We start from the raw sequence: 18,825 nt of genomic DNA, 5'->3' as shown, positions 1-18,825 counted from the left end.
GAGGACGAGCCTACCAGCGCTTTCGGGCCGCAAGGCGGTCCCGCCAGGTGCGCTGGAGGGCCTCCGGCGGCGCGTGGCGCGCGAGGAACGCGTCGACGCGGCCGCTGGCCAGGAGCCCGACCTCGGCGTGGACCTTCTCGTCCGGCCAGTCCCACCAGCGCACCGCGAGCAGGCCGCGGATCTGGTGCGGCGCGAAGCGCAGGCGCAGGACCCGGGCGGGGTTGCCGCCGACGATCGCGTAGGGCGGGACGTCCTTGACGACCGTGGCGTCGGCGGCCAGGACGGCGCCGTCCCCCACGGTCACGCCGGACATGATCGTCACGCGGGAGCCCATCCACACGTCGCTGCCGATCACGACGTCGCCGTTGGTCGCCGGGTGGCCTTCGATCCCGGCGGCGTCGGGCCACGCCTCGGGGAACGCGGAGAACGGGTAGGTCGAGACCCAGTCGGTGCGGTGGTTGCCGCCGAGGAAGACCGTGCCGCGGTCGGCGATCGAGCAGTAGCGCCCGATCCGCAGCCCAGCCGGCTCGCCCCAGTGGCGGACGCTGATCTGCTCGTGGCCGTAGGTGTGCTCGCCGACGACGACCTCGGGCCCGGGCGGCGAGGGCGGCGCGTCCTCGCTCATCGGCCGTCGTCGCCGCTGAGCGTGAAGTAGTCCACGTACTGGCCGCAGGCGCGCTTGAGCGGAAGCTCGCGGTCGGCCTGCGCGGGCACCGCGATCAGCGACGTGATGATCGCGGGCGTCGCCGTCGAGGACAGCGGGTGACCCGGCACGCGCAGCCGCAGGCGGACGGTCTTCGTCGTCCCCGTGACCGTGACGCTGCCGACCGGGTAGCGCGGGCCCGGGCGGTCGAGGTTGGGCGGCATCGTGGTGGAGATCCCGCCGCCGTCGACGCGGACCGGCAGGCCCGAGGTATAGGCCATGACGACGTTCCAGCGGCCGGGCGGCAGCTTGAGGTCCGCCGGACGATCGGCGCCCGGCAGCAGGCCGCCGACGCCGACGGCCACGCCGCCGGGCCGGACCGCCGCCGTGCCCTTCAGGCGCGACAGGCGACGCATCGCCTTGTCGGTCTTGCAGTCCAGGACCGCGCCCGGCGCCTCGCCCTCGGGCAGCAGCCCGCGCTGCTGGACCTGGCCCTCGCGCCGGTAGAGCGCGTAGTCGCGCGTCGTCCTGACCAGCTTGAGCTGGGGCGGCGGGGCGCTGCCCACGGCGTCGCGGGTCATGATCACCCAGTTAACCGCCTGATAGGCCTCGGGGTTGACGCTGTCGACGTCGAAGGCCTGCCCGTACTGCCAGCCCTTCTCGGGCCGTATCGGGAGCGCCGGAGCGCCGATGAACGGCGCGGTCACCGGCACGCCTTGGAGCTCCCAGCGGATGAAGTCGTCGTTGCCCAGGAACAGCGTCGCCTCGCCGTGCAGCAGCGGGCGCAGCGACTGCAGCTGCTCGGTGTGGTCGCGCGGACCCACGATGCTGTGGCGCAGCGCGTCCCAGCTGGAGTGCCCGACGACCCACACCAGCGCGATCGTGACGACCGTCGCCGCGGGTGCGATCCATCCAGGAGCCACCGCCGGCCAGCTGCGGCGCTCGACCAGCGGCCGGACCGCGACGAGCAGCGCGAACGGCGTGAAGATGACCAGCGCCTTAGCGGCGACGTACGGCGACTGCGTCCGGTCCGCGTAGAGCCAGATCAGCCCGCACAGCCCGAGCGCCACCGGGATCATCCAGTCGCCGCGGCGTAGCCACCACAGCGCCCCGCCGACGACGAGGACGAGCACGAGCCCGACGAGCACCCCGGTCTCCAGCCCGTCCGGCGTCGGGAAGCGGAAGTCCGGGTTGCCCCAGACGCCGAAGCCCTCCCAGAACGGCAGCGGGCCGGCCAGGTTGCCCAGCGCGGTCTCCGACAGGCCGGTGCCGCCGCCTGACTCCTGGAGGTACTCGTGGATCCGCGGGACCTGGCTGATCAGCGCCACGACCATCACGCCCAGCCCGATCGCGACCGGCACGACCTCGCGGCGGACCGCGGCGACGCACCGCGCGACCGCTCCTCCGCCACGGACGAGCTCGGTCACCGCCAGCACCGCCAGCCACGCCAGGAAGAAGAGCGCCGGCCACAGCAGCGCGGTGTAGGAGTACACGCAGACCGCGCCCGCGACCAGCAGCCCGAGAGGCACCCAGCGCAGGCGGCCGGCGGTGCGCGGCAGCTCGGCCAGGGCGAGCGCGATCGCCAACGCCGTTGCGGCCAGGAAGATCTCCTTGAACGCCCCCTGGCCGAAGTAGGCGGCGATCAGGAACGGCATCCCGACGACGGTCGCGATGACCCACTGCCCGAGCCATCCGACGCGGCGCACGCCCGCCAGCGCGGTCCAGCCCAGCACGGTCGGCAGCGCGATCGTGTAGCCCGCGAACGCGTGGTCAGACGCGATCGGCAGCGGGCCGGCGATGGCCGCCACGAAGGCGTGCGGCCCGAGCGGGTACGCCGGGCCGACCGCCGACTCCAGCCACGCGTGGATGTGCGCGTCGGCCAGCAGCAGGTGGGCGCTCATGTCGTTGGAGACCGACACGCCGAGCGTCCCGGAGCGCCCGGCGACCGCGAACGGGACGAGCGCCAGCAGGAACGGCCAGAGCCCTGCGAGGACGCCGGCGACCGGCGGGCGCAGCGCGGGATCGCGGACCATCAGGACCGCGGAGGCGGCCGTCGCGATCAGGATCGCCACGCCGCAGGTCGTCGTGCGCCCGGGGACGTGGAGGGCCGGGACCGCCAGCACCATCGCCACCGAGAGGCCGACCGGGCCGGACAGCCAGGACCACGTCCGCCGGCCACACACCCACAGCGCGCCCTGGCCGAGGACGAGCGCCACAGCGCAGGTGATAGCCGCGCTGATGAGCGTCGCGAGCATTCCGAGCAGCATATGCACGCAACCCGGCGACGGGTCCGCTCGTTACTGTGCGACGCGTGAGCAGTGATGTCCTCATCGTCATCCCCGCGTACAACGAGGCCGGCCGCGTCGGCCCGGTGGTTCAGGACGTCCTCACCACCCTGCCCGGCGTCGACGTGCTGGTGATCGACGACGGCTCCGCGGACGACACGTCGCGCGAGGCGCGCGCGGCCGGCGCGCTCGTCGCGCGGCTGCCGCTGAACTCCGGCTACGGGGCGGCGCTGCAGACCGGCTACAAGTACGCGGTCCGCGGCGGCTACCGGCTGGTGGGCCAGATCGACGCCGACGGCCAGCACCAGGCGGAGTACCTGGTGACGATGTTCGACCATCTGCGCGACGACGGGGCGGACGTCGTCATCGGCTCGCGCTTCATGGGCGGCGACGGCCACTACAAGCCGTCGCGGGCGCGGGCGGTGGGCATCGCGCTGTTCAGCCGGATCGCGTCGATCGTGACCCGCGAGCACATCACCGACCCGACCAGCGGCTTCCAGGTGATGACCGTGCGCGTCGCGCGGTTCTTCTGCTCGGACGTCTACCCGTCCGACTACCCCGACGCCGACATCCTGATCCTCCTGCACCGCTCCGGCTTCCGCGTCCGGGAGATCCCGGTGCAGATGCGGCCGAGCACGAACGTCTCGATGCACTCAGGGCACAAGAGCCTCTACTACGTGTACAAGATGTTCCTCTCGATCTTCGTGACGATGCTGCGCCCGCGCAAGGCCCCGGAGGCGTCGTGATCGACACGAAGTCCCGCATCCTGGCGATCTGCGGCGCGCTCGTCCTCCTGCTGGTCGTCGTCGACCTCGTCCGGCGCCGCAAGCTCAAGGAGGAGTACTCGGTCCTGTGGGTCGGCGCCGCGCTGGGCCTGCTGATCCTCGCGGCCTGGTACCAGCTGCTCGGCTGGATCACCACGGCGATCGGCGGCGTGGCGCTGTCGACCACGCTGTTCTTCTTCGCGCTGTTGTTCGTGTTCTTCGTGCTCCTGCACTACTCGGTGCGGATCAGCTCGCTGGAGCGCCGGCTCACCGCGCTGGTACAGGAGTCGGCGCTGACGCAGGTCAAGGCGCCGCCCAAGCCGCTGGCCGGCGGCTCCGGGCCGGCGCGCGCGCGGATCGCGGTGATCATCCCCTGCTACGACGACGGCGCGCTCGTGCCCGAGGCGATCGCGTCGGTGCAGGAGGACGAGCCGATCGAGATCGTCGTCGTCGACGACGGCTCCACCGACGCGGCAACGCTCGCGACGCTGGCCCAACTGGAGCGCGACGGCACGACGGTCGTGCGCCGCCCCAACGGCGGCCTCGGCGCGGCGCGCACCACCGGCCTGGAGCACTCGCACGCCGAGCTCGTCTATCCGCTGGACGCCGACGACCGCCTGGAGCCCGGCGCGCTGGCCGCGCTCGCCGACGCGCTGGAGGCCGACCACGACGCGGCCTTCGCCTGGGGCGATTACGTCCTCTTCGGCGCCGGCAAGGGCCACTACCGCTCGCCGGACCGCTGGCTGCCGTGGACGTTGACCTACGTCAACCCGTACCCCGTCTGCTCGATGTTCCGGCGCTCGACGCTGGTCGACGCCGGGGGCTGGCAGGGCTGGGCCTACGAGGACTGGGACCTGTGGCTGCGGCTGGTCGGGATGGGCCGCGGCGGCATCCGCGTGCCGCAGGTCGTCTACCACCGCCGCCTGCACGACGACCCGCGCCTGCTGACCGACGCGCGCAAGCGCCACCAGGAGCTGTACGCGGAGATCGTCCGGCGCAACGCCGCGGTCTTCGCACGCCGCGACGAGTTGCGCGGACAGGAGCGCCCGGCGGGCTGGAAGCGCCTCGCATACCCGATCCTCTTCGGCGCCCGCAAGGTGGTGCCGATCTCCGTCGAAGCGTTCCTGCAGCGCACGATGATGCGGCTCGGCACCGGGCTGCCGGGCTAGATCGCCGGTGAAGCGCCGCAGCTTCGGGGTCAACCTCGGCGTCAGCGTCGCGAACGTTGTTGCGGTCGTCGGCGTGTCGCTCGCCGTCGTCCCGCTGCTCATCGACCGCCTCGGGCTGCAGGGCTACGGGCTCTGGGTGCTCGCGCAGTCGGTCGTCATCTACGTCACGGCGGCCGAGAACGGCTTCGGCCCGGCGCTGGCCCGCTTCACCAGCGTCCACGGCCACCACCCGCGCCACGTGCGCCCGATGCTGGCGCTGGCGCTCGTCCTCTACGCGGCGGTGGGCGCGGTCGTGCTGCTCGCCTGCCACGTGCTCGCCGTGCCGCTCGTCGACGCCTTCGACGTGCCGCGCGCCTACCACGCCGACGCGGTGCACACCGTGCACCTGCTGGGCTGGGTCGCGCTCGTCGCGCTGCTGGCCGCGGGCCTGGGCCACGTGATGGACGGGCTGGAGCGCTTCACGGCCTACACCATCACCAACGCGCTGGGGTCCGCCGCCTTCCTGATCTGGCTGTTGGCCTCCGATCGAGGGCTGCAACTGTCCGACGTGGCGATCGCGGCGCTGATCCAATGGAGCCTCGTCGGCCTCCTGCGCCTCGTCGCGTTGCGCGACGTGATCCTGGCCCGCGGCTCGCTCATCCCGAGCCGGACGCTCGTGCGGGAGATCTTCGGGTTCTCCATGCGCCTGCAGGTGGCGGTCATGGCGACGCTGCTCAACACCCAGACCGACCGTGTGGTGATCGGGATCGTGTCGAGCGCGAAGACGCTCGGCCAGGTCGGCATCGCAACGCAGGTCGCCGAGGCCGGCCGCTTCCTGGCCTACGCGACGTTCACGCCGCTGGCCGCCCGCCTGGCCACCGCCTACGGCACCGGCGGCCTGCCCGCGCTCGACGCGCTGCTGCACCGCTACCGCCGGCTGTGGACGCTCGGCGTCCTCGGCGTCCTGGCGGTGGGCGTCGGGGCGGCGCGTCCGGCGATCACCGCCTGGGTCGGCGGCGGGCACGACGAGGCCAGCGTCTACGCCGCGCTGCTGCTCGTCGGCTACGGCGTCGGGCTGCTTCCGAGCCCGGCGTTCGCCTACCTGCGCGCGATCGGGCGCCCCGGGCTCGAAGGCCTGTTCGGCGTGGTCACGGTCGCCGTCAACCTCGCCGCGACCCTCGTCATGGGGCTCACGGTCGGCGCCGCCGGCGTCATCGCCGCCACGACCGTCGCCTACCTCGCCACGACCGTCTGGATCATGCGGCGGGTGCGGGGCGAGGTCCCGAGCAGCTCGCCGGGCGAGACGCCCGGATGGCACGTGGCGGGCGCCGTCCTGGGCACCGCCGCCTTCACCTACCTCGCGGGGCAGGCGCTGCTCGAGGTCCTGCCGCGCCTGGCCGCGTTCGCCGGGATCGGGCTCGTGGTCATCGCCGCGGCGGTCGGGTACGCCGCCGCCGTCGGGCTGGTCGCCGAGGCACGGCGCGGACGTCGGCAGGAAGCCCGCTGCTAGATTCGCCGCGCATGGCAGAGACCTCCCTGCGCAGCAGGATCCTCGCGAACCGGCGCGTGCTGCGCACCGCCCAGAAGGCCCGTGACGTCATCACCTACGTCACGACGCCGACCCCCGAGCTCCGTGCCTGGAAGCGCGACGACCTCTACCGCAAGCTCCAGCTCACCTACGACCTCGACGCGGGCTCGACGGTCCTGGACGTCGGCGGCTTCGAAGGCCAGTGGGCCAGCGACATCGTCGCCATGTACAACTGCCGCGTCGAGGTGTTCGAGCCCGTGCCGGAGTACGCGCGCCGCATCGAGGAGCGCTTCGCGCGCAACCCGCTGGTCACCGTCCACGCCGTCGGCCTCGCGGCCGAGACGCGCAGCGCCGCGCTCGACGTCTCGGGCGACGCGTCGTCGCACGCGCGCGCCGACGCGCCGGTCGAGGACGGCATCGCGATCGAGCTGCGCTCGGCCGCGGAGGTCTTCGCCGAGCTGCCCGACGGCCGCGTCGACCTGATGAAGGTCAACATCGAGGGCGCCGAGTACGAGCTGCTGGAGAGCCTCGTGGAGACCGGCCTGATCACCCAGGTGCGCGACCTGCAGGTCCAGTTCCACCGCTTCGTCCCCGACGCGGAGCGCCGGATGCTCGCGCTGCGCGCCGCGCTGGAGCGGACGCACGAGGCGACCTACCAGTACGACTTCCTCTGGGAGAACTGGCGCCGCAGGTGAGCGCGGGCCCGCCCACCCGTCGCGTCGCGCTGCGCTTCGGCCGCCACGTCCACCCGGTCTACCGCGAGCAGCTCCACGCCGTCCCGCCCGGGTGGGAGTACACGTGGACCCATCCGGCGCTGGACGACGCGTCGGTCGCCACCAAGAAGGTCGTCGAGGCAAGCTCGCTCCTGGGCCCCGCGCGCGAACGGGCCGAGAGCGCCGCGCTACGCGTGCTCCCGGCGCTGGGCTACGTCCACCGCATCCGGCCCCAGGCCCCGCCGGGCACCGCGCTCATCCACGCCGCCGAGCGCCTGCTCTGGCGTTCCCCCGTGCCGTACGTGCTCGACCTCGAGCACGTCGAGCTGTTCGTCCTCTACCAGCGCGCCGCCTTCGAGCGGCCGTGGACGCGGCCGGTCCTGGAGGCCGCGCTGCTGGACGAGCGGCTCCGGTTCCTGCTGCCATGGAGCGAGGCGGCCAAGCGCAGCGTGCTCGAGGTCGTCTCGCCGGCCGCCGCGGCGAGGCTGGAGCCCAAGCTCCGCGTCGTCCTGCCGGCGGTGCGCGCGGCGACCGACCGGCCGCGGGAGCGCGCAGCGACCGGCCCCTTGCGCGTCCTGTTCATCGGAACCAAGTTCTATGAGAAGGGCGGCGTGGAGGCGGTGCAGGCGCTCCAAGCGGCGCGCGCCACCCATGACGTCGAGCTCGACCTCGTCAGCTACGTCCCGCCGGAGTGGGAGCGCCAACTGGCCGAGGAGCCGGGACTGCGCGTGCACCAGCCCGGTGGCGGCGACGTCGTGCGCCGGCTCTACGCCACCTGCGACGCGCTGCTGTTCCCGTCGCACATGGACACCTACGGCGTCGTCGTCGGCGAGGCGATGTCCTACGGGCTTCCGGTCCTGGCCCCGCGCCATCTCGCGCTGACCGAGACGATCCACGACGGCGAGACCGGACTGCTCTTCCCGGCCGAGAACATGCTCTACGGCGACGACACCCGCTGCGTGTTCCGCCACACCCTGCCGCCGCCACGGTCCTACTTCGAGGCGCTGCGCCATCCGGGCGCGAGCTACGTCGCGGGAATCGCCGACGCGATCACGCGGCTGGCCGAGGACCGCGCCCTCCACGCCCGGCTCGCCACCGGCGCGCTGGCCAGCGTCATTTCGGGCCACCTGTCGATCGAGCGCCGGCGCGACCTGCTGAGCGCCATCTACGACGCCGCGATCGCCTGAGTCCTACGTCGCCGCCCAGGCCCGCTCGTCGACGAAGACCGTGTTGACCCGCGTGTCGCCGTAGACGAAGTACCCGCGATCGGCCATCAGCGCGGCGATCTCCTGGCGCTTGCGCGCGAGCTGACGCTGCTTGGTGAAGGTGAGCGTCTCGACGATGAACAGCTCGGGCCGGGCCACGTCGAAGTCCCACGCGTTGAGGACCTCGAGGTCGATGCCCTCGATGTCGAGCGAGACGAGGTTCGGCTTGCGCACGCAGTGCTCGCGCAGCAGCGTGGCCGGCGTCAGCATCGGCACCTGGACCTCGCGCCGCTCGCGCCGTCCCAACTCGGTGTACTCGCTCATCGAGGCGGCCGAGATCGTCGACAGCGTGCTGGTGCGCATGACGTGCAGGGTCGCGGTGCCGTCCTCCGTGCCGATCGCCACGTTGAGGCAGAGGTCGCGGCGCCGGCGCCGCTGGATCTTCCGATTGAGCTTCGGATCGGCCTCGACGCAGACACCGTTGCTGCCGCGGCGATAGAAGAAGTACGTGTTGCTCAGCCACGTCGGATGGTGCGCGCCGATGTCGAGGTAGTAGGGCCGCATGATCCCCAGCTCGCGGAGCGCGAACCGGGCGATCAGGTCTTCGCCGGCCTGGGAGTAGCTGCGCGCGGATCGACGCAGCAGGCGGTCGGCGGCCATGGAGGCCTTCGCGTGGACTTCGGGAGGCAGACGCCGCATCGTCGTGGACGCTACCGCCCGACCGACGCGCCGGCTGTCCAGCGCTCGGCGTTGAACTCATAGATGTCGCGCAGGACCTCGTCGATCCCGAACGTCAGCTGCCACTCCGGGTAGTCGCGCTCGAAGTCGCCAAAGTCGCTGACGTACCACTGGTGATCGCCGATCCGGGCCTGATCAGACAAGGTGTAGGACAACTCGCGGCCGGCGATCTCCTGGCACTTGGCGATCGCCTCGAGCATCGAGACGTTCGACGCCCGCCCGCCGCCGAGGTTGTAGACGGCGCCCGCGCGCGGCGCCTTGGCGAACGCGTGGAACGCCCGGACGACGTCGTGGGCGTGGATGTTGTCGCGGACCTGCTTGCCCTTGTAGCCGAAGATCGTGTAGGGATCGCCGGTGGCCGTGCACTTCATGAGGTAGGCCAGGAACCCGTGCAGCTGCGCGCCCGCATGCTGAGGCCCGGTCAGGCAGCCGCCGCGGAAGCAGACGGTCGGCATGTCGAAGTAGCGGCCGTACTCCTGGACGAGCACGTCGGCGGCGACCTTCGACGCGCCGAAGATCGAGTGCGTCGACTGGTCGATCGACATCGTCGTCGGGATCCCGCCGAACCACTCGTGGTCGGTCGGCAGCTCGTAGCGCGTGTCCTGCTCCTCCAGCGGCAGCAGGTTCGGCCGGTCGCCGTAGACCTTGTTGGTGGAGGTGAAGACGAACGGCGCGTCCGGGCTGTGCTGGCGCGCGGCCTCCAGGAGGTTCAGCGTGCCGACCGCGTTGACGCCGAAGTCCGTGTGCGGCTCGCGCGCCGCCCAGTCGTGCGACGGCTGCGCGGCGCAATGCACGACCAGCTGCGGCCGGTGCTTGGCGAAGACGCGCTCGACGGCCTCGCGGTCGCGGATGTCGAGGTCCAGCGGGGTGAAGTTGTTCTCGGCGGCGGCAAGGCGCTCGGCGTTAGGCCGGGTCGAGGCCTCCGGGCCGAAGAAGTAGGCGCGCATGTCGTTGTCGAGCCCGATCACGTCGTAGCCCTGCTGGGCGAAGTACGCGGCCGACTCCGACCCGATGAGCCCGCCCGATCCGGTAACGATCGCTGTTGCCATGCTCGCTAGCTAAGCAGGAACCGCGAAACTCTCGCCGCACCGCTACCGTTTACGCCTCCTGTGACCGGCGCCATCCTCGACGTCACGCAGGCGGAGCGCGAGCAGCGGATCGCAGCTGCCCGGACGGCAGTCAGCATCGAGCACCTCGCTAAGACGTTCCGCCTGCCCCATCAGCGCTACAGCACGCTCAAAGAGCGTGCCCTGCACCCGTTCCGCTCGACGACCTTCGACGAGCTGCGGGCACTGCGCGACGTGCACGTCGAGATCCGCGAGGGCGAGTTCTTCGGGATCGTCGGGCGCAACGGCTCGGGCAAGTCGACGCTGCTGAAGTGCCTGGCCGGGATCTACCGGCCCGACGCGGGCCGCGTCACGCTGCACGGGCGCCTGTCGCCGTTCATCGAGCTCGGCGTCGGCTTCAACCCCGACCTGACCGCACGCGACAACATCGTCATCAACGCGGTGATGATGGGCCTCTCTCGCCGCGAGGCCCGCGAGCGCTTCGAGCACATCATCGCCTTCGCCGAGCTGGAGGAGTTCGTCGACCTCAAGCTCAAGAACTACTCCTCGGGCATGGCCGTCCGGCTCGGCTTCGCCACCGCGATCCAGGTCGACGCCGACATCCTGCTCGTCGACGAGGTGCTCGCCGTCGGCGACGCCGCCTTCCAGCAGAAGTGCTTCGAGGAGTTCGCCCGCCTGCGCGAGGAGGGCAAGACGATCGTCTTCGTCACCCATGACATGCACGCCGTCGAGCGCTTCTGCGACCGCGCCATGCTGATCGAGCGCGGCGCGGTGCTGGAGATCGGCGAGCCGCGCGAGATCGCCCGCGCCTACAACGAGCTGAACTTCGGCCGCCTCGTCCACGAGGCCTCCGGCGAGGACGACGAGCACCACCGCCTCGGCGACCAGGGCCTGGCGGAGATCGTCGAGGCGTGGTTCGAGCACGACGGCGAGCGCGTCAAGCAGATCGCCCAGGGCCAGCAGCTGACGATCGCCGTCACCGTGCGCTTCCACGCCGAGGTCGCGCACCCGATCATCGGCGTCACGCTGCGCAACGAGATGGGCCACACGTTCTTCGTGTCCACCACCGAGTGGCAAGGCCTGGACCTCGGCACGCGACAGGCCGGCGACCGGATGACGCTGCGCTTCACGCTCGACACGCCGTTCGCGCAGAGCCGCTACCTGCTGACCCCGTCGATCGCGCGCGCCGGCTCGGGCGCCGACGCCATCGACATCCGCGAGGACCTCACCTCCGTGCACATCCACGCCACCCAGCACACGGGCGGCCTGGTCGACATGCCGCACACGATCGAGGTGGAGGAGGCATGAGCTCCGCCGACGCCACGCTGACCGCACCGCAGCCCGCCGGCCGCGACCGCGTCACGATCATCGAGCCCGGCCGCCACACCGGCCACGGCGCCGACCACCGCCGCGTCCTGGCGCTGGCGTGGACGCTGGCGCTGACCGACTGGCGCCTGCGCTTCTACGGCTCGGCGCTGGGCATCGTCTGGACGCTCGCCCGCCCGTTCGCGTTCTTCGGCGTCATCTACCTCGTCTTCACCGAGATCGTTGGCCTCGACAAGAGCGTCGACCACTACGGCGTCTACATCCTGCTCGGACTCGTCACCTACAACTTCTTCGCCGAGGTCACCGGCAACTCGGTGCAGGCGCTGACCATCCGCGAGAACCTGCTGCGCAAGATGTACTTCCCGCCCGCGGTCGTCCCGCTGGCGGTCACGATCACCGCGCTGCTCAACCTCGGCATGACGATGATCGCGGTGCTGATCTTCGTCCTGGCCAACGGGATCTTCCCGGACTGGTCCTGGCTGGAGACGATCCCGATCTACCTGCTGGTGACGATCTTCGCCGCCGGCGTCGGGATGCTGCTCAGCGCGACCTACGTCCGCTACCGCGACGTGCAGCCGATCTGGGAGGTCACCGCCCAGCTGATCTTCTACGCCACGCCGGTGCTCTACGTGTCGTCGAAGATCCCGGAGACGGCGCGGCACTTTCTGCTGCTCAACCCGCTCGCCGCGGCGCTGACGCAGCTGCGCACGGCGGTCGTCGACCCGTCGGCGCCGAGCCTCAGCACCGAGATGGGCGGCGACTGGCGCATCCTGCTGCCGATCGCGATCGCGCTCGGGACGTTCGCGCTCGGCTTCACCGTGTTCCGGCGCGCGAGCCCGCGCATCGCCGAGAACCTCTAACTTGGCGGGCCGATGTCGCGCCTGTTGCCCTCGCTCGCCGCCTTCACGGGCCTGGCCACCGGCCTGGTCGCCGGGGAGACCCGTGGCCGCGCCCGCACCGCCGCCGCCGTGGCGGCCACGACCGCCCGGCTGGAGCGCGAGCTCACCCCGCCGCCCCCGCCGTCACCCGATGAGGTGCGGCGCACGGCGCTGCTGGAGATCATCGCCCGCCGCCTACCGCCGCCGGTCCCGGATCCCGGGACGAGCGTCACCGACCTGCTGTTCGAGCGCCTGGCGCCTGGCGACCAGGACGCGGTGGTCTCGCTGCTGATCGAGCATCCAGCGGCGCTGTGGGAGATCTCCACCGAGGAGTCGCGGCGGCGGCTCACCCTGAACTTCGCGACCGCGATCGGGCCGCCCGAGGTGCGCGAGCGCGCCGGGCTGCTGACCGCGACGCCGCCCGACGAGGTCCACGCCATGGCGCGCGGTCCGGTCGCCGCCGGTGGCGACTTCTTCCTGGCCGACATGGTCGACGGCGCCGTGCGCGCCGCCGGGCTGGAGATCCCGGCCGGTGGCACGCTCTTGGACTTCGGCGCCTCGTCGGGACGCGTGCTGCGCGCGTTCTCGGCCGCCCGCCCGGACCTGCGCTGCGTGGGCTGCGACCCCAACGAGGGCGCGATCGCCTGGGCCACCGAGCACCTGCCCGGCGAGTACTTCGTCAGCCCGATCGCCCCGCCGCTGGCGCTTGACGCCGCATCCGTCGACGTCGCCTATGCGATCTCGATCTGGTCGCACTTCGCCGCCGCGCCGGCGCTGGCGTGGCTGGAGGAGATGCGCCGCGTGATCCGCCCGGGCGGCGCGCTGGTCATCACCACCCACAGCTGGGACACCCTGGCCATGGGCCTGCGCCGCGAGGCGCTCAGCCACGAGACGATCGGCGACGCCGCGCAGGCGCTGATGGCCGAGGGCCATCACTTCATCGACGTCTTCGGCGCGGCCGGCGACTGGGGCGTCGTCGACCCGGGTTGGGGCAACGCCTACATGACGCTCGAGTGGCTGATGGCCAAGACCCAGGGCGCCTGGTCGGCGCGCCTGCTGTGGCCGGGCTACCTCGACGCCAACCAGGACGTGATCGTCCTGCAGCGCAGGGCCGGATCGTGAAGCGAGGGAGACTCGACGACGTGACCACCGAGCCGACGACAGACCCCCGCGAGACGGAGATCGCCGCCCTGCGCGCCCGGGTCGCGGAGCTGGAGGACCAGCTCGCGCGCAAGGACGCCGAGACCGCGCAGCTCGTCGCGACCGCCCAGGAGAAGCTGTACTGGCTGGAGCGCTGGCACATCGACCTCGACAAGCTGATGCGCAAGCCCGGGGCGATCCCGCTGCTGGACGCGCTGCGCAGCGCGCGAGCGCTCTCGTGGAAGGCCCGCAAGCTCAAGCGGCGCGTGTTGGGGCCCCGGTGAGCGACCGGTCGGTCTCGGTCGTCATCCCGGTCAAGGACGGCGCGCGCTATCTCGGCGAGCTGCTGGCCGCGGTCTTCGCCCAGGCCGGCGACGCGCCCGGCGGGCTCGACGTCCTGGTCATCGACTCGGGCTCGCAGGATGGCAGCGCCGAGATCGCCCGCGCCGCAGGCGCCGCGGTCCTGGAGATCGACCCGGCGACGTTCGGCCACGGCCGGACGCGCAACCTCGGCGCCGAGGCCACGCGCGGCGACGTGATCGCCTTCCTGACCCAAGACGCCACGCCCGTCCCCGGCTGGCTGGCCGGGCTGCTGAGCGGCTTCAACCTCGCCGACGACGTGGGCGCCGTCTACGGCCCGCATCGCGCGCGGGCGGACACGTCGCCGATGATCGCCCGCGAGCTCGACGCGTTCTTCGCCACGCACGCTGGTCCGGGCGGCGGGCCATCGGTGCAGCGCGCCGGCGACAACACGTTCCTGTCCAACGTCAACGCGGCCTACCGGCGCGACTGCTGGGACGCGATCCGTTTCCCCGACGTCCCGTACTCCGAGGACCAGGGCTTTGCGCAGGCGCTGCTCGCGGCGGGCTGGGCCAAGGCCTACGTGCCGTCCGCAGCGGTGCTACACGCACACGATTACCCACCGGTGCAGTTCGCTCGTCGGTACTTCGACGAGTACCGCGGGCTGCGTCAGACGATGGGCCACGTCGAGGCCGTCGGCGTCCGCTCGGCCTACCGCGACGTGCGCGCGCTGGTCGCCCACGATCGCGCATGGATGCGCGATGCCGGCTACGACGAGCGCGCCGTGCGCGGCTGGACCGCCCGGTCGCTCGTCCACCACGGCTCGCGCAAGCTGTTCGCGCCGCTCGGCTCGCGGGCGCACCGCCTGCCGGCCCCCGTGCAGCGCGCGATCTCCCTGGAGGGCACCGCGGTCACCACGCCGGCCGACACCCACGAGACCTCCGGCGGCCCGATCACGGGCAAGCCGATCAAGGCCCACTCGATCGTCTACGACGCCGTCCGCCGCTTCCACCGCGACGGGCCGGCCCCGCTACTGGAGCCGCTGCCCGGCTCCGACGCCGACCGCCCGCTACACATCGCCTGCGTGATCCCGGCGTTCTCGCGCGGCTCGGGCGGACACACGTCGATCTTTCAGATCATGAGCCGGCTGGAGCGGCAGGGCCACACGGTCAGCTACTGGATCGACGACACCTTCGGGTTGATGTCCGCCAACCGTCCCGCGCGGATCCGGCGCGACATCCAGGAGTGGTTCGCCCCGATTCAAGGCCCGGTCTTCAAGGGCTTCGGCGACTGGTACGGCGCCGACGTCGCGGTCGCGACGGGCTGGCAGACCGCGCACCCGGTGATGATGCTGCGCGACGTGCGAGCGCGGGCCTACCTGGTCCACGACCACGAGAGCGAGTTCTACCCCACCTCGGTCGAGGCGAGGTGGGCCGAGGAGACCTACGGCTTCGGGATGCACGCAATCTGCGGCTCGCCGTGGCTGGCCGACATCGTGCGCGAGCGCTACGGCGGCAGCGCGTCGGTCTTCGACTTCGGCGTCGACCATGACGTCTACCGGCCGATCGACGTCCCGCGGCGCACCGACACGGTGGTGTTGTACGGGCGCGACGTCACGCCGCGCCGCGCGGTGCCGCTGGCCTTGATGGCGCTCAAGGAGCTGAAGGACCGCCGCCCCGACCTGCGCGTCTTGAGCTTCGGCGACGCGCGCGAGATCGACGTCCCCGTCGACTACGAGCACCTCGGCATCATGGCGCCGACCGAGCTGGCTCGGCTCTACAACGAGGGCACGGTCGGCCTGGTGCTGTCGATGACCAACTACTCGCTGATCCCGCAGGAGATGCTGGCCTGCGGGATGCCGTGCGTCGACCTGGCCGGCATCAGCGCCGAGACGATCTTCGGCGCCGACGGTCCGGTCGCGCTGAGCGCGTTTGACCCGATCGCCATGGCCGAGACGATCGACCATCTGATGGGCGACCGCGACGAGTGGGAACGGCGTTCGGCTACCGGACGAGAATTTGTCCGCGGTCGGACATGGGACGTCGCCGCCACCCAGGTCGAGGCCGGGTTGCGCGAGGCCATGACCTTGCGATCTGGTTAGGTTCGCCGGCATGAGGCTGTCTCCACGCGCCCGTGCCCGCATGCTGGGAATCAGTGACCAGTTGAACACGACGGACCGCCTCAAGGCGGCTCATCGCCTCGTCAACACCGTCGCGCGGCGCGACCACCGCGACAACGAGGCGCTGCGGCTGCTGCTGACGTTCACGCTGCGCCCGGACTCGTGCTGCGTCGACGTCGGTGCACACCGCGGCGGGGTCCTGCGCGACATCGTCCGGCTCGCGCCCGCCGGGCGCCACATCGCCTTCGAGCCGCTGCCCACCCTGGCGGCGGAGCTTGCCTCGAGCTTCCCGGCGGTCGACGTCCACAACGCGGCCGTCGGTGCCGAGAGCGGCGAGGTGACGTTCGCCCACGTCGTCGCCGACCCGATGCTGTCGAGCATCAGCGACCGCGGCCACAGCGACGCCGAGCTAGAGCACATCACCGTCAAGCTCGAGGCGCTCGACGAGGCGCTGCCCGAGGACTTCGCGCCGGCGCTGATCAAGGTGGACGTCGAGGGCGCCGAGCTCGGCGTCTTCCAGGGCGCGGTGGACACGCTGCACCGCCACCGCCCGCTGGTCGCCTTCGAGCACGGCATCGGCGGCGCCGACGCGTTCGGCACGACGCCACGCGACGTCCACGATCTGCTCGTCGGGGAGCTGGGCTACCGGATCTTCGACATGGACGGCACCGGGCCCTACGACGCGATGACGTTCGACGCGGTCTTCACCCAGCCGATCTGGAACTTCGTCGCGGTGCCTTAGGCGCCGAGCACGCGGTCGTAGACCGCGAGCACGTCGCCCGCCGCGCGCTCCCAGGTGAAGTGCGCGGCGCGCGCGCGGCCGCGAGCGACAAGGTCGTCGGCCAGCTCGGCGTCGGTGAGCAGACGGCGCACGGCGTCGGCCAGCGCGTCGCCGTCGTGGGCGTCGAAGAGCAGCGCCGCGTCGCCGGCGACCTCGGGCAGCGAGGTGGCGTCGGAGGACGCCAGCGGCACGCCGCGGACCATCGCCTCCAGCACGGGCAGGCCGAAGCCCTCGTAGAGCGACGGGTACACGGCGCAGGTGGCCAAGCCGTACAGGCCCTCCAGGTCCTCATCGGAGATCCAGCCGGTGAGGACCGCGCGCCCGGTGAGGCCGAGCTCGGCGATCCGCGCCTCCAAGCGCTCGCGCTCGCGGCCGGCGTGCCCGGCGATGACCAGGCGGCAGTCCTCAAAGCCCGCGCCGAGCGCGGCGAAGCCCTCCAGCAGCAGCAGCAGGTTTTTGTGCACGAGCGCGGCGGAGACGCAGAGGACGACGCGCCCGTCGCCCAGGCCAAGGCGCTCGCGCAACTCAGCCGCGGGCGTGGCGTCCGGGACGGAGCGCATGCCGAAGCCCAAGTAGCCGACGTCGATGCGGTCGGCGGGCACGTGCAGGCGGGCGACGACGTCGTCCTTGACCGCCTTGGAGATCGTGATGACGCGGTCGGCGCGCCGCGCGCTGGGACCCACGAGCGCGCGCAACCCCAGCAGCGAGGCCTTCGGGAACGTCTCGGGGTAGGCCTCGTAGATGAGGTCGAGGATCGTGACGACGCTCGGCCCGCGGGTGAAGGGCGGGCAGGTCGTGCCCAACGAGTGCAGGAGGTCGACGCCGGCGCGGGCCGCGGCGGCGGGCAGCAGCGCGATCTCGGCAACGATCCGGGCGGGCTTGTTGGCGCAGTCGACCGGCAGCGTGTGGACGCGGACGTTGCCGGGCCAGCCTTCGGCGCGCAAGGACGGGGCCGCCTCGCGACCGCAGAAGACCGTGAACCGGTCCCGGGGCGCCGCCGCCGCGAGCGCGTGCACGAGCCGGCGCGCGTAGATCTCGCTGCCGCCGACCGCGCCGGGGACGAGGTAGAGCACGTTGAGGCCGATGTGCGCCATGCGAGGGCGAACGCTAGCGGCCGCGACGTTGGGCTAGCCTCACGCCGACCTTGCCCGCCGCTGTTTCCGCCATCACGGTCGTCATCGTCTGCCACGACAGCGCCGACGCGCTCGCCGCGACGCTCCCGGCCCTCGCCGGCCAGCTGCGCGACGGCGACGAGGTCGTGCTCGTCGACAGCGGTTCGAGCGACGGCGGCCCGGAGGCCGTCGCCGGCCTCCTGCCCGCCGCGCGGCGCGTCGACGCCGGCGGCAACGTCGGCTTCGCCGCCGGCTGCGACCTCGGCGCCGCGCACACGACGACCGAGCTGATCCTGCTCCTAAACCCCGACGCCGTTCCGGCCGCGGGCTGCCTCGACGCGCTGCGCGGGGCCGCCGAGCGCCATCCCGGCTGGGGCGCGTGGCAGGCGCTCGTGACGATGGCCGACGGCGCCGAGGTCAACACGTCGGGCAACCTCGTGCACTGGCTGGGCTTCGGCTGGGCCGGCGCGCTGGGCGAGCCCGTCGCCGCGGTCGACCCCGCCGAACGCGAGGTCGGCTTCGGCTCCGGCGCGGCGCTCGTCGTGCGTCGAGAGGCGTGGGAGGCGGCCGGCGGCTTTAACCCCGAGTACTTCATGTACTGCGAGGACCTCGACCTCAGCCTGCGCCTGCGCCTGTCCGGCTGGGGGATCGGCGTCGTGCCCTCCGCGCGCGCCGACCACGACTACAGCTTCACCAAGGGCGACTACAAGTGGTTCTTCCTGGAGCGCAACCGCTGGTGGACGATCCTCGCCACCTACCCGGCCGCCCTGCTCGCGCTCGCCCTGCCCGGCCTGCTCGCGCTGGAGGTGGCGCTGATGCTCGTCGCCGCGCGCGACGGCTGGCTGCGCCCCAAGCTCCGCGCCCAGGCCGCGGTCCTGCGCACGCTGCCGGCGACGCTGGCGCGTCGGCGCCGCGTGCAGGCCACGCGGACGATCACGACGCGCGCGTTCGCCGACGGCCTGACGGCGTCGCTGGACTCGCCGGTGATCGCGGCGGCGTCGCGCTCGCGCGTCCTGCGCACGGCGCAATCGGGCTTCTGGCGCGGGGTCCTGGCGGTGATCCGATGAGGATCCTCTGG

17 protein-coding genes are annotated in these 18,825 nt (G+C 72.2%); 12 read left to right on the top strand and 5 right to left on the bottom strand.

The features are described 5' to 3' along the window. Positions 1–10: 10 nt before the first annotated feature. Together ACT01A_RS18030 and ACT01A_RS18025 are read right to left on the bottom strand one after the other, a co-directional pair. Complete coding sequence (locus tag ACT01A_RS18030) at positions 11–625, bottom strand: CatB-related O-acetyltransferase (protein WP_445148475.1); 615 nt, start codon at positions 623–625, stop codon at positions 11–13. Then, positions 622–2,898, bottom strand: a complete 2,277-nt coding sequence (locus tag ACT01A_RS18025) for a hypothetical protein (RefSeq protein WP_445148474.1) — start codon at positions 2,896–2,898, stop codon at positions 622–624. The genes ACT01A_RS18030 and ACT01A_RS18025 overlap by 4 nt, the downstream gene beginning before the upstream one ends. 56 nt (positions 2,899–2,954) lie before the next feature. On the opposite strand from ACT01A_RS18025, the gene ACT01A_RS18020 reads away from it, so the two are divergent. Genes ACT01A_RS18020 through ACT01A_RS18000 form a run of 5 tightly spaced genes read left to right on the top strand, consistent with a single transcriptional unit; the run spans position 2,955 to position 8,268 of the window. Then, positions 2,955–3,674 (top strand): glycosyltransferase family 2 protein, encoded by a 720-nt coding sequence (locus ACT01A_RS18020; protein WP_445148473.1) that lies wholly within the window; start codon positions 2,955–2,957, stop codon positions 3,672–3,674. After that, entirely contained in the window at positions 3,671–4,861 is a 1,191-nt protein-coding gene (locus ACT01A_RS18015; RefSeq protein ID WP_445148472.1) for a DUF2304 family protein, read from the top strand. The genes ACT01A_RS18020 and ACT01A_RS18015 overlap by 4 nt, the downstream gene beginning before the upstream one ends. Positions 4,862–4,868: 7 nt before the next feature. Further along, on the top strand, positions 4,869–6,350 hold the full coding sequence (locus tag ACT01A_RS18010; RefSeq protein ID WP_445148471.1) for a lipopolysaccharide biosynthesis protein: 1,482 nt from the start codon (positions 4,869–4,871) through the stop codon (positions 6,348–6,350). Positions 6,351–6,361: 11 nt separating this feature from the next. Then, positions 6,362–7,063 carry an FkbM family methyltransferase gene (locus ACT01A_RS18005; protein ID WP_445148470.1) on the top strand — a complete coding sequence of 234 codons (702 nt, stop codon included), beginning with the start codon at positions 6,362–6,364 and terminating at the stop codon, positions 7,061–7,063. Then, positions 7,060–8,268, top strand: a complete 1,209-nt coding sequence (locus ACT01A_RS18000; RefSeq protein ID WP_445148469.1) for a glycosyltransferase family 4 protein — start codon at positions 7,060–7,062, stop codon at positions 8,266–8,268. Before ACT01A_RS18005 ends, ACT01A_RS18000 begins: the two co-directional genes overlap by 4 nt. A 3-nt stretch (positions 8,269–8,271) precedes the next feature. Here the strand turns inward: ACT01A_RS18000 and ACT01A_RS17995 are convergent, their stop codons facing one another. Then, a complete protein-coding gene (locus ACT01A_RS17995) occupies positions 8,272–8,985 on the bottom strand; it encodes an FkbM family methyltransferase (RefSeq protein WP_445148468.1) in 714 nt (237 codons plus the stop codon). Between the two features lie 11 nt (positions 8,986–8,996). Then, positions 8,997–10,073, bottom strand: a complete 1,077-nt coding sequence (locus ACT01A_RS17990; RefSeq protein WP_445148467.1) for an NAD-dependent epimerase/dehydratase family protein — start codon at positions 10,071–10,073, stop codon at positions 8,997–8,999. Between the two features lie 60 nt (positions 10,074–10,133). Here ACT01A_RS17990 and ACT01A_RS17985 point away from each other — a divergent pair, with 60 nt between their 5' ends. The 6 genes from ACT01A_RS17985 to ACT01A_RS17960 are packed head-to-tail and all read left to right on the top strand — an operon-like array spanning position 10,134 to position 16,596. Continuing rightward, positions 10,134–11,399: an ABC transporter ATP-binding protein gene (locus ACT01A_RS17985; RefSeq protein ID WP_445148466.1), complete on the top strand. Its 1,266-nt coding sequence runs from the start codon at positions 10,134–10,136 to the stop codon at positions 11,397–11,399. After that, positions 11,396–12,277 carry an ABC transporter permease gene (locus ACT01A_RS17980; RefSeq protein WP_445148465.1) on the top strand — a complete coding sequence of 294 codons (882 nt, stop codon included), beginning with the start codon at positions 11,396–11,398 and terminating at the stop codon, positions 12,275–12,277. The genes ACT01A_RS17985 and ACT01A_RS17980 overlap by 4 nt, the downstream gene beginning before the upstream one ends. Before the next feature lie 12 nt (positions 12,278–12,289). Continuing rightward, positions 12,290–13,417: a class I SAM-dependent methyltransferase gene (locus ACT01A_RS17975; RefSeq protein ID WP_445148464.1), complete on the top strand. Its 1,128-nt coding sequence runs from the start codon at positions 12,290–12,292 to the stop codon at positions 13,415–13,417. Between the two features lie 20 nt (positions 13,418–13,437). Beyond that, the gene (locus ACT01A_RS17970) at positions 13,438–13,719 is read left to right on the top strand and encodes a hypothetical protein (RefSeq protein ID WP_445148463.1); all 282 of its coding nucleotides are present in this window, start codon (positions 13,438–13,440) and stop codon (positions 13,717–13,719) included. Beyond that, positions 13,716–15,836, top strand: a complete 2,121-nt coding sequence (locus tag ACT01A_RS17965) for a rhamnosyltransferase WsaF family glycosyltransferase (RefSeq protein WP_445148462.1) — start codon at positions 13,716–13,718, stop codon at positions 15,834–15,836. Before ACT01A_RS17970 ends, ACT01A_RS17965 begins: the two co-directional genes overlap by 4 nt. Positions 15,837–15,846: 10 nt before the next feature. Beyond that, positions 15,847–16,596, top strand: coding sequence for an FkbM family methyltransferase (locus tag ACT01A_RS17960; RefSeq protein WP_445148461.1), 750 nt, complete (start codon positions 15,847–15,849; stop codon positions 16,594–16,596). Here the strand turns inward: ACT01A_RS17960 and ACT01A_RS17955 are convergent. Beyond that, positions 16,593–17,729 (bottom strand): glycosyltransferase family 4 protein, encoded by a 1,137-nt coding sequence (locus ACT01A_RS17955; RefSeq protein ID WP_445148460.1) that lies wholly within the window; start codon positions 17,727–17,729, stop codon positions 16,593–16,595. The genes ACT01A_RS17960 and ACT01A_RS17955 overlap by 4 nt on opposite strands. Positions 17,730–17,779: 50 nt before the next feature. On the opposite strand from ACT01A_RS17955, the gene ACT01A_RS17950 reads away from it, so the two are divergent. Then, positions 17,780–18,814, top strand: a complete 1,035-nt coding sequence (locus ACT01A_RS17950) for a glycosyltransferase (RefSeq protein ID WP_445148459.1) — start codon at positions 17,780–17,782, stop codon at positions 18,812–18,814. The last annotated feature ends 11 nt before the right edge of the window (positions 18,815–18,825 follow it).

It is taken from the genome of Baekduia sp. Peel2402 (genome assembly GCF_052567285.1).
Note: the sequence above shows the minus strand (reverse complement) of the source record. Positions and strands in the feature narration are given on the sequence as shown.